Source organism: Clostridium sp. AF23-6LB, assembly GCF_003461085.1.
GTDB lineage: Bacteria > Bacillota > Clostridia > Lachnospirales > Lachnospiraceae > Coprococcus > Coprococcus ammoniilyticus.
Window position 1 is genome coordinate 150,994 of sequence record NZ_QTWK01000001.1, and the last position, 14,215, is coordinate 165,208.

Annotated in this window: 13 protein-coding genes; all 13 read right to left on the reverse strand. The window is 42.7% G+C overall.

All coding sequences use genetic code 11. The annotated features are described in order from the left end of the window. The 13 genes from DWY07_RS00630 to DWY07_RS00690 all read right to left on the reverse strand — a co-directional run bounded on the left by DWY07_RS00630 (nt 1) and on the right by DWY07_RS00690 (nt 14,074). Complete coding sequence (locus tag DWY07_RS00630) at nt 1-747, reverse strand: 16S rRNA (uracil(1498)-N(3))-methyltransferase (protein WP_117807364.1); 747 nt, start codon at nt 745-747, stop codon at nt 1-3. Between the two features lie 24 nt (nt 748-771). Then, nucleotides 772-1,734 (reverse strand): 50S ribosomal protein L11 methyltransferase, encoded by a 963-nt coding sequence (gene prmA, locus DWY07_RS00635; protein ID WP_117807363.1) that lies wholly within the window; start codon nt 1,732-1,734, stop codon nt 772-774. Nucleotides 1,735-1,745: 11 nt separating this feature from the next. Continuing rightward, the gene (dnaJ, locus tag DWY07_RS00640) at nt 1,746-2,912 is read right to left on the reverse strand and encodes a molecular chaperone DnaJ (RefSeq protein ID WP_117821930.1); all 1,167 of its coding nucleotides are present in this window, start codon (nt 2,910-2,912) and stop codon (nt 1,746-1,748) included. Between the two features lie 115 nt (nt 2,913-3,027). Next, nucleotides 3,028-4,875, reverse strand: coding sequence for a molecular chaperone DnaK (gene dnaK / locus DWY07_RS00645; RefSeq protein WP_117807362.1), 1,848 nt, complete (start codon nt 4,873-4,875; stop codon nt 3,028-3,030). Between the two features lie 72 nt (nt 4,876-4,947). After that, nucleotides 4,948-5,613: a nucleotide exchange factor GrpE gene (gene grpE, locus DWY07_RS00650; RefSeq protein ID WP_021943469.1), complete on the reverse strand. Its 666-nt coding sequence runs from the start codon at nt 5,611-5,613 to the stop codon at nt 4,948-4,950. 11 nt (nt 5,614-5,624) lie between these two features. Beyond that, nucleotides 5,625-6,656: a heat-inducible transcriptional repressor HrcA gene (gene hrcA / locus DWY07_RS00655; protein WP_021943470.1), complete on the reverse strand. Its 1,032-nt coding sequence runs from the start codon at nt 6,654-6,656 to the stop codon at nt 5,625-5,627. Nucleotides 6,657-6,772: 116 nt separating this feature from the next. Then, nucleotides 6,773-7,579 carry a hypothetical protein gene (locus DWY07_RS00660; RefSeq protein ID WP_117807361.1) on the reverse strand — a complete coding sequence of 269 codons (807 nt, stop codon included), beginning with the start codon at nt 7,577-7,579 and terminating at the stop codon, nt 6,773-6,775. Between the two features lie 99 nt (nt 7,580-7,678). Then, the gene (locus DWY07_RS00665; protein ID WP_173783366.1) at nt 7,679-8,311 is read right to left on the reverse strand and encodes an ABC transporter ATP-binding protein; all 633 of its coding nucleotides are present in this window, start codon (nt 8,309-8,311) and stop codon (nt 7,679-7,681) included. Nucleotides 8,312-8,333: 22 nt separating this feature from the next. Beyond that, a complete protein-coding gene (gene hemW, locus DWY07_RS00670) occupies nt 8,334-9,548 on the reverse strand; it encodes a radical SAM family heme chaperone HemW (protein WP_117821931.1) in 1,215 nt (404 codons plus the stop codon). A gap of 111 nt (nt 9,549-9,659) precedes the next feature. Continuing rightward, entirely contained in the window at nt 9,660-11,474 is a 1,815-nt protein-coding gene (gene lepA, locus DWY07_RS00675) for a translation elongation factor 4 (RefSeq protein ID WP_008403015.1), read from the reverse strand. Between the two features lie 98 nt (nt 11,475-11,572). Next, a complete protein-coding gene (spoIIP, locus tag DWY07_RS00680) occupies nt 11,573-12,727 on the reverse strand; it encodes a stage II sporulation protein P (RefSeq protein WP_117807358.1) in 1,155 nt (384 codons plus the stop codon). Nucleotides 12,728-12,770: 43 nt separating this feature from the next. Continuing rightward, nucleotides 12,771-13,688, reverse strand: coding sequence for a GPR endopeptidase (gene gpr / locus DWY07_RS00685; protein WP_117785464.1), 918 nt, complete (start codon nt 13,686-13,688; stop codon nt 12,771-12,773). 74 nt (nt 13,689-13,762) lie between these two features. Continuing rightward, nucleotides 13,763-14,074, reverse strand: a complete 312-nt coding sequence (locus tag DWY07_RS00690) for a hypothetical protein (protein ID WP_021943476.1) — start codon at nt 14,072-14,074, stop codon at nt 13,763-13,765. Nucleotides 14,075-14,215: the final 141 nt, after the last annotated feature.

Genomic DNA, 14,215 nt, shown 5'->3' on the forward strand with positions numbered 1-14,215 from the left:
CTATCTATCCTCTTCCAGTTCAAACATTATGATCGACATAACCGCCATTCCTGCCGTCTCTGTACGCAAAATTCTGTGTCCAAGTGTGACCATCTTCGCGCCCATAGCTACCGCTGTCTTGACTTCTTCTCTGGCAAATCCACCTTCCGGACCTATAAATATACCAAGACTTTTCTTTCCTTTGATCGATGCAAAGACCTCTTTCGAATATGCGACTCCTTCTGCTTCCTCATATGGGATCATATTCATATCAAGCTCCTTTGCCATAGCAAGAGCCTCTTTCCATGTTACGGGAGCCGTCACCTCCGGGATTATGCCTCTGCCCGACTGCTTCGCCGCCGCAAGTGCGATTGCCTGATAACGTTCCGTCTTCTTTCCTGCTTTCTTCGCATCCAGCTTGACAACCGTCCGTTTCGTCATAACCGGTACGATCCTGATCACACCAAGTTCTACCGTCTTCTGGATGATCCATTCCATTTTATCTGCCTTTGGAAATCCCTGAAACAACGTAATCCCTGTTTCAAGTTCTGCAAAATTATCACATACATCCAGAATATCTGCAACCACTTTTTCATGATCCATAACTGAAATCTGGCAGCGGTAATCTCTACCCCTGCCATCACTTATTATGATCTCATCATTTACTTTTAAACGAAGAACATTCTTAATATGATTGACATCCTCACCGGTAATATCAATGCTCTTATCAAATTCCCGTCCATCAAAATCTACAAAAAAACGATTCATCTTCCCAATCCTGTCTCTTTATGACTAATTATCCTTCTCAGCTACAAAACTGATCCAGTCTTTCATAGAGACAGTATCCACTATTCTGAAGTGATTGTCAAGAAGTGCCTGTCTGACCTCATCTTCTTTTGTATTGATAATTCCGGAACAGATAAACTTCGCATCATCCTTCATAAACTGCTGTACAACACCGGAAAGTGGGATGATTACATCTGCAAGAATATTCGCAACTACGATATCATATTTCGGCTCAATCGACTGGACAAGCTCTTTATCTGCAAGCACATTGCCACAGAGGAACTGAACCTGATCTTCAGTAATATGGTTGATCTCCCTGTTCTCGATGCTGACATGAACCGCAGTTTCATCTATATCAATTCCAAGAACCTCTTTTGCGCCAAGATTACTGCATACAAAGGAAAGAATCCCGCTTCCGCTTCCACAGTCAAGAACCAGATCTCCTTCTTTCATATATTTCTTCAACTGTCCGATACATAATCTGGTTGTCTCATGGGAACCGGTTCCAAATGCTGCACCCGGATCAATATCGATCACAATATCATCATCTGTTACGTCAGAAGGTGCATCCTCCCAGGTTGGTTTGATAACGATATTATCATACAGACGAAACGGTTTAAAATATGCTTTCCAGTTATTCATCCAGTCCACATCTTCCGTCTCGGATTCTATGATATTACAGGCTCCAACCGGAATAAATTCTGACAACCGTTCCAGTTCGTTTTTGATCTTTGTTTTTATCTCTTCCTTGTCAAAGGAATCATTCAGATAGCAGGAAACCTTTGCTGTTCCGTCATCCGTCGGCATCTCATCCGGCAGAAGATCTACAAACATCGCTGCCATTTCTTCATCTGTCAGAGGCACATTGTCATCGACTTCTATACCCAAAACGCCTTCCTCATCGAGGAAGGCGCTGAGTAAATCGACAGCCTCACACGTTGTTTCAATCGTGATTTGTGTCCATTTCATAATCTATTTACCTATTTCTTCTTTCTTTTTTTGTGATCTCCAAACGAGAATGATGTTCCTACCGAATCTGTTACAGGTCTGGTCTCAACCAATGTTGCCTGCTCGTATTCATTCAAAATACGCTTCTGTTCTGCAGTCAGCTTCTCAGGAACCTGTACAACCAGTGTTACATAATGATCACCACGCTGAGTAGGATTCTTCAGGTTTGGCACACCTTTTCCCTTCAGCTTAACCTTGGTATCGGTCTGTGTTCCTGGTGGGATCGTGTAATCAATCTCTCCCTCGATCGTATGGATCTTAATATTTCCACCCAGTGCTGCCTGTGTGAATGAGATCGGTTCGGAGGAGTAAAGATTGTATTCCTGTCTCTGGAACTTCGGATGACGATCAACAAGGATCGTAACATGAAGATCTCCTCTTTCACCACCATTAAATCCAGGTTCACCTTTTCCTTTGATACGGATATTGGTTCCGTTATCTACTCCAGGCGGAACAGCGATCTGAATCTTCTTTCTGCTCTTTACATAACCGGTTCCCGCACAGTTGCTACATTTATATCTAATGATCTTACCGGATCCGCCACAGTCCGGACAAGTCGATACATTTCTTACTACGCCAAACAAGGACTGCTGTGTTGTAACGATCTGACCTTTTCCGCCGCATTTGCCACAAACCTCCGGCTGATGTCCCGGCTGTGAACCGGTTCCCTTACATACTTCACATTCATCCTTTAATGGAAGATCCAGTTCTTTCTGTGTACCAAATATTGCTTCCTCAAAAGCAACTCTGATCGTTGTCTTGATGTTAGCACCCTTTACAGGTCCGTTTGAATTTCTCTGTCTGCTTCCACCACCGAACATATCTCCGAAAATATCTCCGAAAATATCTCCCATATCAGCAAAATCAAAGCCGCCGAAGCCACCAAAGCCACTGCCGCCGGCATTTGGATCAAATGCCGCATGACCATACTGATCATATTTTGCTCGCTTCTCCGGGTCACTAAGTACTGCATAAGCTTCCGCTGCTTCTTTAAATTTTCTTTCAGCTTCCGCATCGCCCGGGTTCATATCAGGATGATATTTCTTGGCTACGACACGATATGCTTTTTTTATCTCTGCCTCTGAGGCATTCTTGGTTACACCAAGGACCTCATAGTAATCAGTTTTTGTTTCTGCCATAACTTTTAACCTTTCATCTGCGATATACTTTCATATCCACAGTAAAACAGGAAACAATTTTCCTGTTTTACTGTCAGATATTTACTATAGACTACATTTCATATTATTTCAAGGCTTAAACCTCTGTGAAATCTCCATCTACTACATCACCCTCTGAAAAGTCCGGTGTACCTGTACCTGTTCCTGCATTTGCTCCGGGACCATTCTGCTCATAAAGCTTAGCGAACAGATTCTGAGCACTTTCCATAAGCTTATCCTTAGCCGCCTTGATCTTATCCACATCAAGATCTGTCATATTCTCTGCATCCGTGCTTTCAATTGTTGACTTTAATGAGTCTAAGTCAGCCTGTACGGCAGACTTATCTGCATCTGAAAGCTTATCTCCGACTTCATTCAGTGCTTTTTCTGTCTGGAATGCAAGTGCATCTGCTTCATTTCTTGCTTCAATGCCTTCCTTACGTTTCTTATCCTGTGCTTCGTATTCTGCAGCTTCTTTTACTGCTCTCTCGATATCATCATCTGAAAGTGATGTACCGGAAGTAATTGTAATGTGCTGTTCTCTTCCTGTTCCGAGATCCTTAGCAGATACATTTACGATACCATTCGCATCGATATCGAATGATACTTCGATCTGAGGAACGCCTCTTCTTGCAGGAGCGATACCATCCAGTCTGAAACGTCCAAGACTCTTATTATCTTTTGCAAACTGTCTTTCACCCTGTACTACGTTGATATCAACGGCATCCTGATTATCCTGTGCTGTTGAGAAAATCTGGCTCTTCTTTGTAGGAATTGTAGTGTTTCTCTCGATCAGATGTGTTGCGATACCACCCATTGTTTCGATAGAAAGTGTAAGTGGTGTAACATCAAGAAGAAGAATCTCACCGGCACCGGCATCACCTGCAAGCTTACCGCCCTGGATAGATGCACCGATTGCAACACACTCATCAGGGTTGATACCCTTGAACGGCTCTTTACCTGTTAATCTCTTAACTTCTTCCTGTACGGCGATGATACGTGTAGAACCACCAACTAATAATACCTTATCAAGATCTGCTGCAGTAAGTCCTGCATCTTCCAGTGCTGTCTGAACAGGTACCTTTGTTCTGTCAACCAGATCTGCTGTTAACTCATCAAATTTTGCTCTTGTCAGGTTCATATCAAAATGCTTTGGTCCATCCTGATTTGCTGTAATGAAAGGAAGGTTGATGTTTGTTGTCATAGCGGATGAAAGCTCTTTCTTTGCCTTCTCTGCTGCTTCCTTTAATCTCTGCATAGCCATCTTATCGCTTGAAAGATCAATACCTTCTGCCTTCTTGAACTCATCTAACATATACTGTGTAACAGCATTATCAAAGTCATCACCACCAAGCTTATTATCACCGGCTGTTGCTAATACTTCAATGACACCTTCACCAATCTCTATGATAGATACATCAAATGTACCACCACCTAAGTCATATACCATGATCTTCTGCTCCTGCTCATTATCAAGACCATAAGAAAGAGCTGCTGCTGTAGGCTCGTTGATGATACGCTTTACATCAAGTCCTGCAATCTTACCGGCATCCTTTGTTGCCTGTCTCTGTGCATCTGAGAAGTAAGCAGGTACTGTGATAACGGCCTCTGTAACCTTCTCACCGAGATATCCTTCTGCATCGGATTTCAGTTTCTGAAGAATCATAGCTGAAATCTCTTCCGGTGAATACTTCTTACCATCGATCTCTACTCTGTAATCTGTACCCATATGACGCTTGATGGATGAAATTGTCTTATCTGCATTTGTAACTGCCTGACGTTTTGCAGGCTCACCTACTACTCTCTCTCCTGTCTTTAAGAAACCTACTACAGATGGTGTAGTTCTCATACCTTCTGTATTCGCAATAACAACAGGCTTACCACCTTCCATTACTGCTACACATGAATTTGTTGTACCTAAGTCAATACCAATTATCTTACCCATGATTATATTCCTCCTAAATAAAATTCTGTTTTCTTAATTTAATAAAATTTATATGCTATAGTCATTTGACTATTAGTTTGCAACCTTTACCATGCTGAATCGTAATACCTGATCCTTATACATGTAACCACGCTGCATCTCTTCGACGATCACGTTCTCTCCGTAATTCTCATCCTCTACATGCATTACTGCATTGTGGAACGCCGGATCAAACTGTTCACCCTCGCAGTTCATCGGGGTAACACCGATGGATTCCAGTGAAGTCATGAGTGATTTGTAGATTTTATCAACTCCTGCTTCAAACGGTCTGTCTTTATCCTCTTCCGGAATTGCTGCAATCGCTCTTTCAAAGTTGTCAACTACCGGAAGTAATTTTCCAAGAACATCCTTCGCTCCGAAATCATACATTTTGGATGACTCCTTTTCATTTCTCTGGCGGATATTCTCGCACTCTGCAAGAAGACGTTTATATTTGTCTTCTGCATCCTGACAGCGTTCTTTCAATTTATCATTTTCTTCTCTTAAAGCCTTACTGCCACGTCTGTTCTCTTTTGCAACCGGCTTCGGTTTTGCTGCTTCCGCCTGCTCTTCAGGGACATCCACGGTTTCTGTAACATTCACATCTGTAGTTGTTGTTTCTGCAGTATCTGCTGACTCTGCTGTAACTTCATCTACAATTGTTTCTGCTGCCTTTTCATCTGTCTTTACTTTCTTAGTATCTTTCTTGGTGTCTGCCATTATCGGACCCCCTATTCGTTATTATTAAATATATCATCCAATTCATCGGTCAGATTTTTTAACATCGTAACGACTTTCTTATAGTCCATACGTTTCGGACCGATGATACCTATAGTTCCTTTTGCGCCTTCCGGCATCTTATAAGTTGCCGTTACAAGGGAGCAATCTTTCAGATCCTCACTGGAATTTTCATCACCGATTCGGATCTCTATATCAGAGTTATCTTTATTGATAACTTCTTCTACATATTTTACAAAGTCTTCTTTGTCTTCTATGTCTTCAAAAGTTCCAAGCAGCTTCTCTGCTGTCGCAGAATCCATTAATTCCGGATACTTTAACATGTTGGTCATTCCGCTTGTGTAAACCTTCAGATCATCTGCTTCATGAATGGCTTCCATAATCCCCTGGAATATGGTTTCTAAAATATCTGCATACTCACCTGCCTGTGTCTTCATCGTCTGTATCAGTTCCAGATTAATATCTTCTAATGCAGCTCCCTGAAGGAATGTGTTTAATAAAATATTGAATTTTAAAATCTCGTCATTCTTCAGATCGTACGTGGTATCGATCAGCTTATTCTTTACGATATTTCCATCCACCATGATCACCGCAAGAAGCTTTGACTCAGCAACCTTGGAAAGCTGTATAAACTTCACGGTATTATTATACTGAGGTGTGGTAACCAGTGTGGCATAATTCGTATTTGCCGCTAATACCCGGGCAACCTGCTTCAGCATCTTCTCCATCTTATCAACTCGTTCAAGAAGATTTCCCTTCTCTGTCTCAGCCTCTATCTTCTCATTCATAAGGCTGTCAACGTAGAACCGATATCCTTTGTCCGTTGGAATTCTTCCTGCAGATGTATGTGGCTGACATATATAACCCATGTCCTCCAGATCAGACATCTCATTCCTGATCGTCGCTGAACTCAGATTCAAATCTGTATACTTTGAAATCGTCCGCGATCCTACAGGTTCTCCGGTCTCTAAATAATTGGAAACGATAGCTTTCAGAATTTTGACTTTTCTCTCGTCAAGTTCCATCTGCTCATCCCTTTCGTTTTGTTAGCACTCAAATACTCCGAGTGCTAACCACTAAAATTAATCTAACACCCACTCCCTTGTTTGTCAACATTTATTTTGAAAAAAATCAAGAAAATTTATAACTTTTGAACTTTGAAAAAATGAACGCCGAGACTTGTAGAAATCACAGCATATAAAAGACCGACCACTAGCATGATCAATACATCTGTTCTGTTAAATGCAAGATCACTTGTGGTACTCAAAAGTTCTATGATCCAAATCTGTTTTACTCCGGACGGAAGCTCAAACAGATCCACAAGAACACGATATCCCGGTGTAAATAAGAATACCAGCAGGACTATCGTTGTCATAGACAAGACGGAATGACGGATCAGGGATGTCAGCATAAATACAAACATCACACACGCTCCGGTCACTATAAACTGCAGCACGATCGCAAGCACTGTTTTTCCAGTCCGGGAAGCTACTGACATTTCATGGGAGCTTCTGAAAAATAAAGCAGCTATCACCCCGGAAATCAAAATATATTCCAATAAAATGCCCCAGGCATAAGTAACTGCTGCCAGCATTCTTGCAATATAACAGGCTGTTCTGCTCTTGCTTCTCTGTAATTCACAGCGCAATGTATTCTGTTCATAATCTTCAGATATATGAAGGATAACCGGAAGCATCATAAGAAGGATCAGAAGTTCGGATGCAGAAAAGGAAGAGGCAATATAAGCAATTCCGCTCATCTGGCCTTTGATCGCTGCGACCGTCTGTTCTGAGAAGCCTGCCGCCGCCAGAAAGTCACTGCTTATCCCATTACTTATATAATAAAGAAATGCTGCTGTAAGGCATGCAAATGGCACTACCAGGATCATGATCATCCTGCCATAAAAGCTTTTGCTATACCGAAATACTTCTGCTCCGTAAATATTCATACTGTTGCCTGCTCCTGTTAATTAAGAAATAACCAAAGTTGCCTTCTGTTTCTCTGATGGTTTCTTCTGTATTGATATCCGAATCGAATTTCTTTTGTTTTAAAGATACAATATCCGGTCACAGATCTGTTCCAGATCCCCTGGTATATGGCTGGTAAGGATAACAGCCATCCCCTGCTTTCTCCATTTTCTCAGACAGGAAAGAACGGAAGCTTTGGTAAATGGATCCAATCCGTTTAAAGGTTCATCCAGTAGTGCCAGCTTTGTTTCCCTATGAATTGCAAGACACAGCGCCAGCTTCTGTTTATTACCTAGTGACAGCTTAGATGCTTTGATCCGATCAAATTCATGGATTCCCAGAAGTTCTGCCAGCTTCTCATCCATAAGCCCTTTTTCTCCATTCATACGATCCATCAGTCTCAGATTATCCCGCACAGAAAGATCGGAAAAGAAAGAAGGTCTGTCGATCACACATGCCATATCCCGTTCTGATATTCCGGTAATCATCTGCCCCGAACACCTGTTGATTTCCCATGGAATAAATCCTGCCAGTAGCCGGAGCAACGTGCTTTTCCCGCTTCCATTTTGCCCTGCCAACCCGACGATTTCTCCTTTATCGATCGTAAATGTCAGATTCTTCTCCCATACCGGAGTTTTCGTTCCAGGATAGGTATAATTCAGTTCCTTCCCTTCTATGACAGTCTCTCTCTGCCCATCTGTCTCTTTTTTCATATCCGAACCTGTCCTTCGTCTCTCATTTGTTTTCATCATGCAGAAAATCTACAAGGATCCTGTTGCTTACATCGATTCCCTTTCTCGTTAGAAAGACCATTCCTTTCTCATCCTTCATATGTCCGCTCGCCACATAACTTCTTATAACATCCCCATAGACATCATATAAGGAATGTCCAAACCGGTCATAGAAATCTGCCGCACTGATCCCTCTTGTCATCCGCAGTCCAAAGATCACATATTCCTCCATCAGGGTATCAACATCAACCGTTTCATCAATATGACGGATCGTATCCAGTGCCTGACTCTGATAAATCTCATCGGCCGACCGTTTATCAAATACATCCTCCATCGTCCGGATATACTGCTTCATATCCAATGTATTTGAGTATCTTCTTCCATTAAAAAAAGAAGCCGCACCGATACCAAGTCCGATGTATTCATCCATCGTCCAGTATACAATATTATGCCGGCATTCATATCCGGGCTTTGCATAATTGGAAATCTCATACCGCTTATACCCTGACATCTCAAGCACCTTTCTGGTTGCCTCATACATTTCGCGGTCAGCCTCCTCATCCGGGAGCTTTGCAAGAAGCTCCGTATCCTCTGCGAGCGGCGTACCATCTTCCACGATCAGACTGTAGGAGGAGATATGCTCTGGTCTGCACTTCAATACCCGTTCCAGTGTATCCAGATAGGAATGAAGTGTCTGTCCAGGAATGGCAGAGATCAGATCAATGTTGATATTCCGAAAGCCCGCCTCCCGTGCCATCTGATAGGAAGCCAGGAACTGCTCATATGTATGGATCCTGCCAAGCATGGCAAGCTCATCATTGTGTGCAGACTGCAGTCCGATACTCATACGGTTGATCCCTGCATCCAGATATTCTGCCGCCTTGATCGCGGTCAGGGTTCCCGGATTCACCTCTATCGTGATCTCTGCTGCTTCATCTACCTTAAAGATGCTTCGAAGCGTTGCCAGAATATTCATGATCTCGCCCGGCAAAAGTATAGACGGAGTGCCTCCGCCTATAAATATCGTTCTTACAATATAGTCCTTTGATATACTTTTATAGCTCAATAATTCTCTGCAAATACTCTGGACATATGCTTTTCTGACTGCCCCACTCCGGTTGATCTGCGGATCATCCGCACCAAAAGACAGGAAATCACAATATACACACTTCTTAACGCAAAACGGAATATGTATATAAATACTCAGATTTTTTCTCATGTGTTTTTCCTGCCTTCTCATTTTTCTGTAATTTGCTTTCTTCTTATATCAAAATCACATTTGATTTATTTCATTCTAAGTGTCCCGATATAACCTGCAATTATTTTATATTTATTCCTCATCAAGTTTTAATACGCTCATAAACGCCTGCTGCGGGATCTCTACATTTCCGATCTGACGCATACGTTTCTTTCCTTCCTTCTGTTTCTCCAGAAGCTTCTTCTTACGGGAGATATCTCCACCGTAACATTTTGCAAGGACATCCTTTCTGACTGCTCTTACTGTCTCTCTGGCAATGACCTTATTGCCGATTGCAGCCTGGATCGGAATCTCAAATAAATGTCTTGGAATCTCCTGCTTTAATTTCTCACACATCTTTCTTCCGCGTTCATAAGCAGTGTCCTGATGAAGAATGAAAGATAACGCATCGACCTCTTCTTTATTGATCAGAATATCCAGCTTCACCAGCTCACTTCGTACATAGCCCTTCATCTCATAATCAAAGGATGCATATCCTCTGGATCTTGATTTTAAAGCATCAAAGAAATCATAAATGATCTCATTTAACGGAAGGTCATATCGAAGCAGTGCTCTGGTTTCTTCCATATATTCCATTCCCTGATATACGCCACGTCGTTCCTGACAAAGCTGCATGATCGCACCCACATATTCTGTAGTGACCATGATCTCTGCGGATACAAATGGTTCTTCCATATATTCGATATTCGATGGATCCGGCAGATTGGACGGATTCGTCAGTTCGATCATCTTGCCATCCGTTGTATGCACACGGTAAACAACGCCCGGTGCAGTCGTAACCAGATCCAGATTAAACTCTCGCTCCAACCGCTCCTGTATGATCTCCAAATGGAGAAGTCCAAGGAAACCGCAACGGAAACCGAAACCAAGTGCGATCGATGTCTCCGGCTCAAAGCTTAAGGACGCATCATTTAACTGCAGCTTCTCTAATGCATCACGAAGATCCGGATATTTGGCTCCATCTGCCGGATAAAGTCCGCAATAGACCATAGGCTGTGCCTTCTTATATCCCGGAAGAGCCTCTGCACACGGATTGTCGTTATCTGTAACGGTATCACCGACCGTGGTATCTCTGACATTCTTTAAGCTGGCAGTAATATAACCTACCATTCCTGCGGATAACTCATCACATGGAACGAATCTGCCAGCCCCGAAGATTCCTACTTCCACTACCTCTGCAACTGCTCCGGTTGCCATCATCCGAATGGATGTTCCACGTTTTACCACACCGTCGAATAAACGGCAGAATATGATAACACCTTTATAAGAATCATAAATACTATCAAATATAAGCGCCTGAAGCGGCTTTTCCGGATCTCCTGCTGGTGCCGGTATCTTCGTAACGATCTGCTCTAAGACCTGATCGATATTGATTCCGTTCTTTGCCGATATCCTTGGAGCATCCTGTGCTTCAATTCCGATCACATCTTCAATTTCATTTACCACACGCTCCGGTTCTGCCGAAGGAAGATCGATCTTATTGATAACCGGCATAACATCCAGATCGTGATCGATTGCAAGATATACATTTGCAAGTGTCTGTGCCTCGATTCCCTGTGCAGCATCCACAACCAGGATCGCGCCCTCACAGGCAGCCAGACTTCTTGATACTTCATAATTAAAATCCACATGTCCCGGAGTATCGATCAGATTGAAGATATATTCCTCTCCATCCTGTGCTTTATAGATCGTACGGACGCACTGTGCCTTGATCGTGATTCCACGCTCCCGCTCCAGATCCATATTATCAAGCACCTGATTCTGCATCTCACGTTCAGTCAATAATCCTGTCTTTTCTATAATTCTGTCCGCAAGTGTCGATTTACCATGATCGATATGCGCTATAATGCAAAAATTTCGTATCTTTGACTGATCTATATGAGCCATCCTGTTTTCCTCCGGTATCTGAATTTCTTTTCTCTTTTTTATTTTAAGCATGCATTCCTGCAGGCAAATAATTTCGTGTTCATTATCATAACACAATCTCACTTTCCGCTCAATACTTTGTAGAGAATTGCAGCCAGCGGCTCCATGGCATTTTTTGCTTCTTCTACTGTGTTCGTCTGACTTCCGACTTCTACTAACAACGACCGTGGTTTCAGATCCAGATTATACCGGTAACCCTTAACAAATATCTTTCTTACAAAGGAATCATAATTGGCCTGCGCTGTCAGATACATCTGCAGACTGAATGCAAGATTCTCTGTTTTGTACGGATTGGCAAGATATGCGATATCACCATTCTTATTAAGACGGCTCACTCCGTTTAAGAACATGACCTGTGCTGTTTTTTTGCCATCTATTTCCGTGATCAGATATGTATCTTCGGATACCCCATCCCTGTGAAGATCGATCACGACCTCAATGGACGGATACTCCGCAAGGATCTTCTGGACCCCTTCTCTTGCATAATCATAAGCAGCACTTCGATCTAACTCTCCACCTGTCATATCATAGGCCGTTGTATCATGATAGACTGCTACCCCGTAATTTTCTTCAAGAAGCTCAGTCAGATAGTCTCCAAGTCCGATTACGGTATCCTCAACCCTTCCCGGCTCGGAATCTTTAAAGCTCTCCGTTCCGTGTGTATGGTAGATCAGTACCTTATAATTCTTTTCTTCTGTATCGATCGTCAGATCCATGGAAGCAAGATCCTGTCCATTTAATTCTTCTCTGGATACACTTGTTGTACTGTCTATAACATAAAAATTTGATCTCATATAATCATAATCCGTCAGTTTCTCCCGCATATATCCATATTTGTCTGACATGGCGGCAACTATGGCTTTCGCCCGGTGATCCAGTGCGATCACAGTCTGCGCCGGCAGATTGTCCGTTCCTTTTTCATCCGTCATCTGTCCCGCCGACACAGTCTGATCCTTCTGTCCGCTTCCCTGTACCAGTTCTCCTGCCAGACAATATTCCTGCAGCATATCCTCCAGATATTTCCCGGATGCCGACACGGTTTCCATATTTTCGGTCTGTGTTTCGTATCCATTTCCAAAAAACAGCCAGTTCACCATCCGGTTTACCAATTCCATCCGATATGTTGCGTCACAATTTGCGAACCAGATCAGTATCGACAATCCGGCCCATAAAAGGCAGTATTTTGTTTTTCTTATGATCCGTCTGTTCTTCATCCAGTAAATACTCTTATTTTAGTTATTTACCAGTATATGTTGGTTATGTGAAAATCATGCTGTTTATTGCTTCGGATATTGTGAAGCTTATTCGTTTTACCAGTTCATCGATATTTTTTGGTGTTACAAACATATCCGCAAGCTCCGGTTCAGCCAGATGATATGCCAGCTCATATCGCTGCTGTTCGGAAAAAGATTCCATCAGCTTTTTTCCATAAGACTGGTTAAATGTATCTGCAATAACATCCAGAGAACCATCTATAATGGACGGAACTGAAATAACGGTTGGAACACCAAGAGCGATCACCTTTGCTCCGATCGTCTGTGAATTGATCTCCGTACGATGATTCCCAACACCGGATCCCGGACTGATACCGGTATCCGCAAGCTGTATCGTTTTATTTAAACGTCTGCTGCTCCGGGCGGCAAGTGCATCGACTACAACGACTGCATCGACATCAATATTGTCACAGATTCCACGGATGATCTCCACCGTCTCGATCCCCGTCTGGGCCATGACACCCGGACAGATCGCAGAGATTTCATATTCCGGCTCTTCCTGCAGGTGTATATGCTCCATCTGCAAATGTCTGGTTATAAATAAATGATCGGTCACCAGTGGTCCCAGCGAATCCGGTGTTACCTCCCGGTTTCCCAGTCCCACAACCAGGATGGAACGGGCTTCTCCCAGCATTTTTTTCAGATCATGTGCCAGCTCTTTACAGAGCGGCTTATGGATATCCTCATCAAATTCCCGGATTTCCGGACATTCAATGGTGATATAAGTGCCAACCGGTTTTCCCAACGTATCGGCTCCTGTCTGGTCATTTACATGTATAATAGTCGTCTTTATTTTTTCCTGGCTGATCCTTGTTTCAATTTCGATCCCGTCTATCTTCCCGCGGTCCTTGATATCCTCCCGCAGCTCAATGGCAAGATCGGTTCGTATTGCCCGGTTCATGTATACGCCTCCTATCTGTTATCCCAATACATATAAAATACCCGGGTGAATTTCTTTTTATTCACCCGGGCAGTTTACATGATCTTTTTTAATATACGGCTGATCACCTCAGGATAACCACAGATCGTCATGACCGGCGGATTCCATCTGACATATGCTGTATTATAAAAACAGGTCGATACTCCTACTTCTATACCGCCTTCCATCTCGGCAGATCGTATGATACGCTTGAATTTACTCTCACTCTTTACCAGACTGAAGGCAGCTTCATGGATCGTAAAATCAACAACCGGATACCCTCCGTCATATCCTGTGACCTTCGCATCCTCAATAAAGGAAAACTCCTCTTTCCATACGGAAATTGCTTCTTCAATTGACTCAAACATCGCTGTTCTGTTTCCTCTCTGTTTATTTCTGTAACCATCATACTACAAAATCCACCTATAGTGTAACAAAAAAACTATAAAATATTTGGGATTTATCCGCATTTTTATATGTCTTAATTTTATTTCACATCAGAAGTTTTA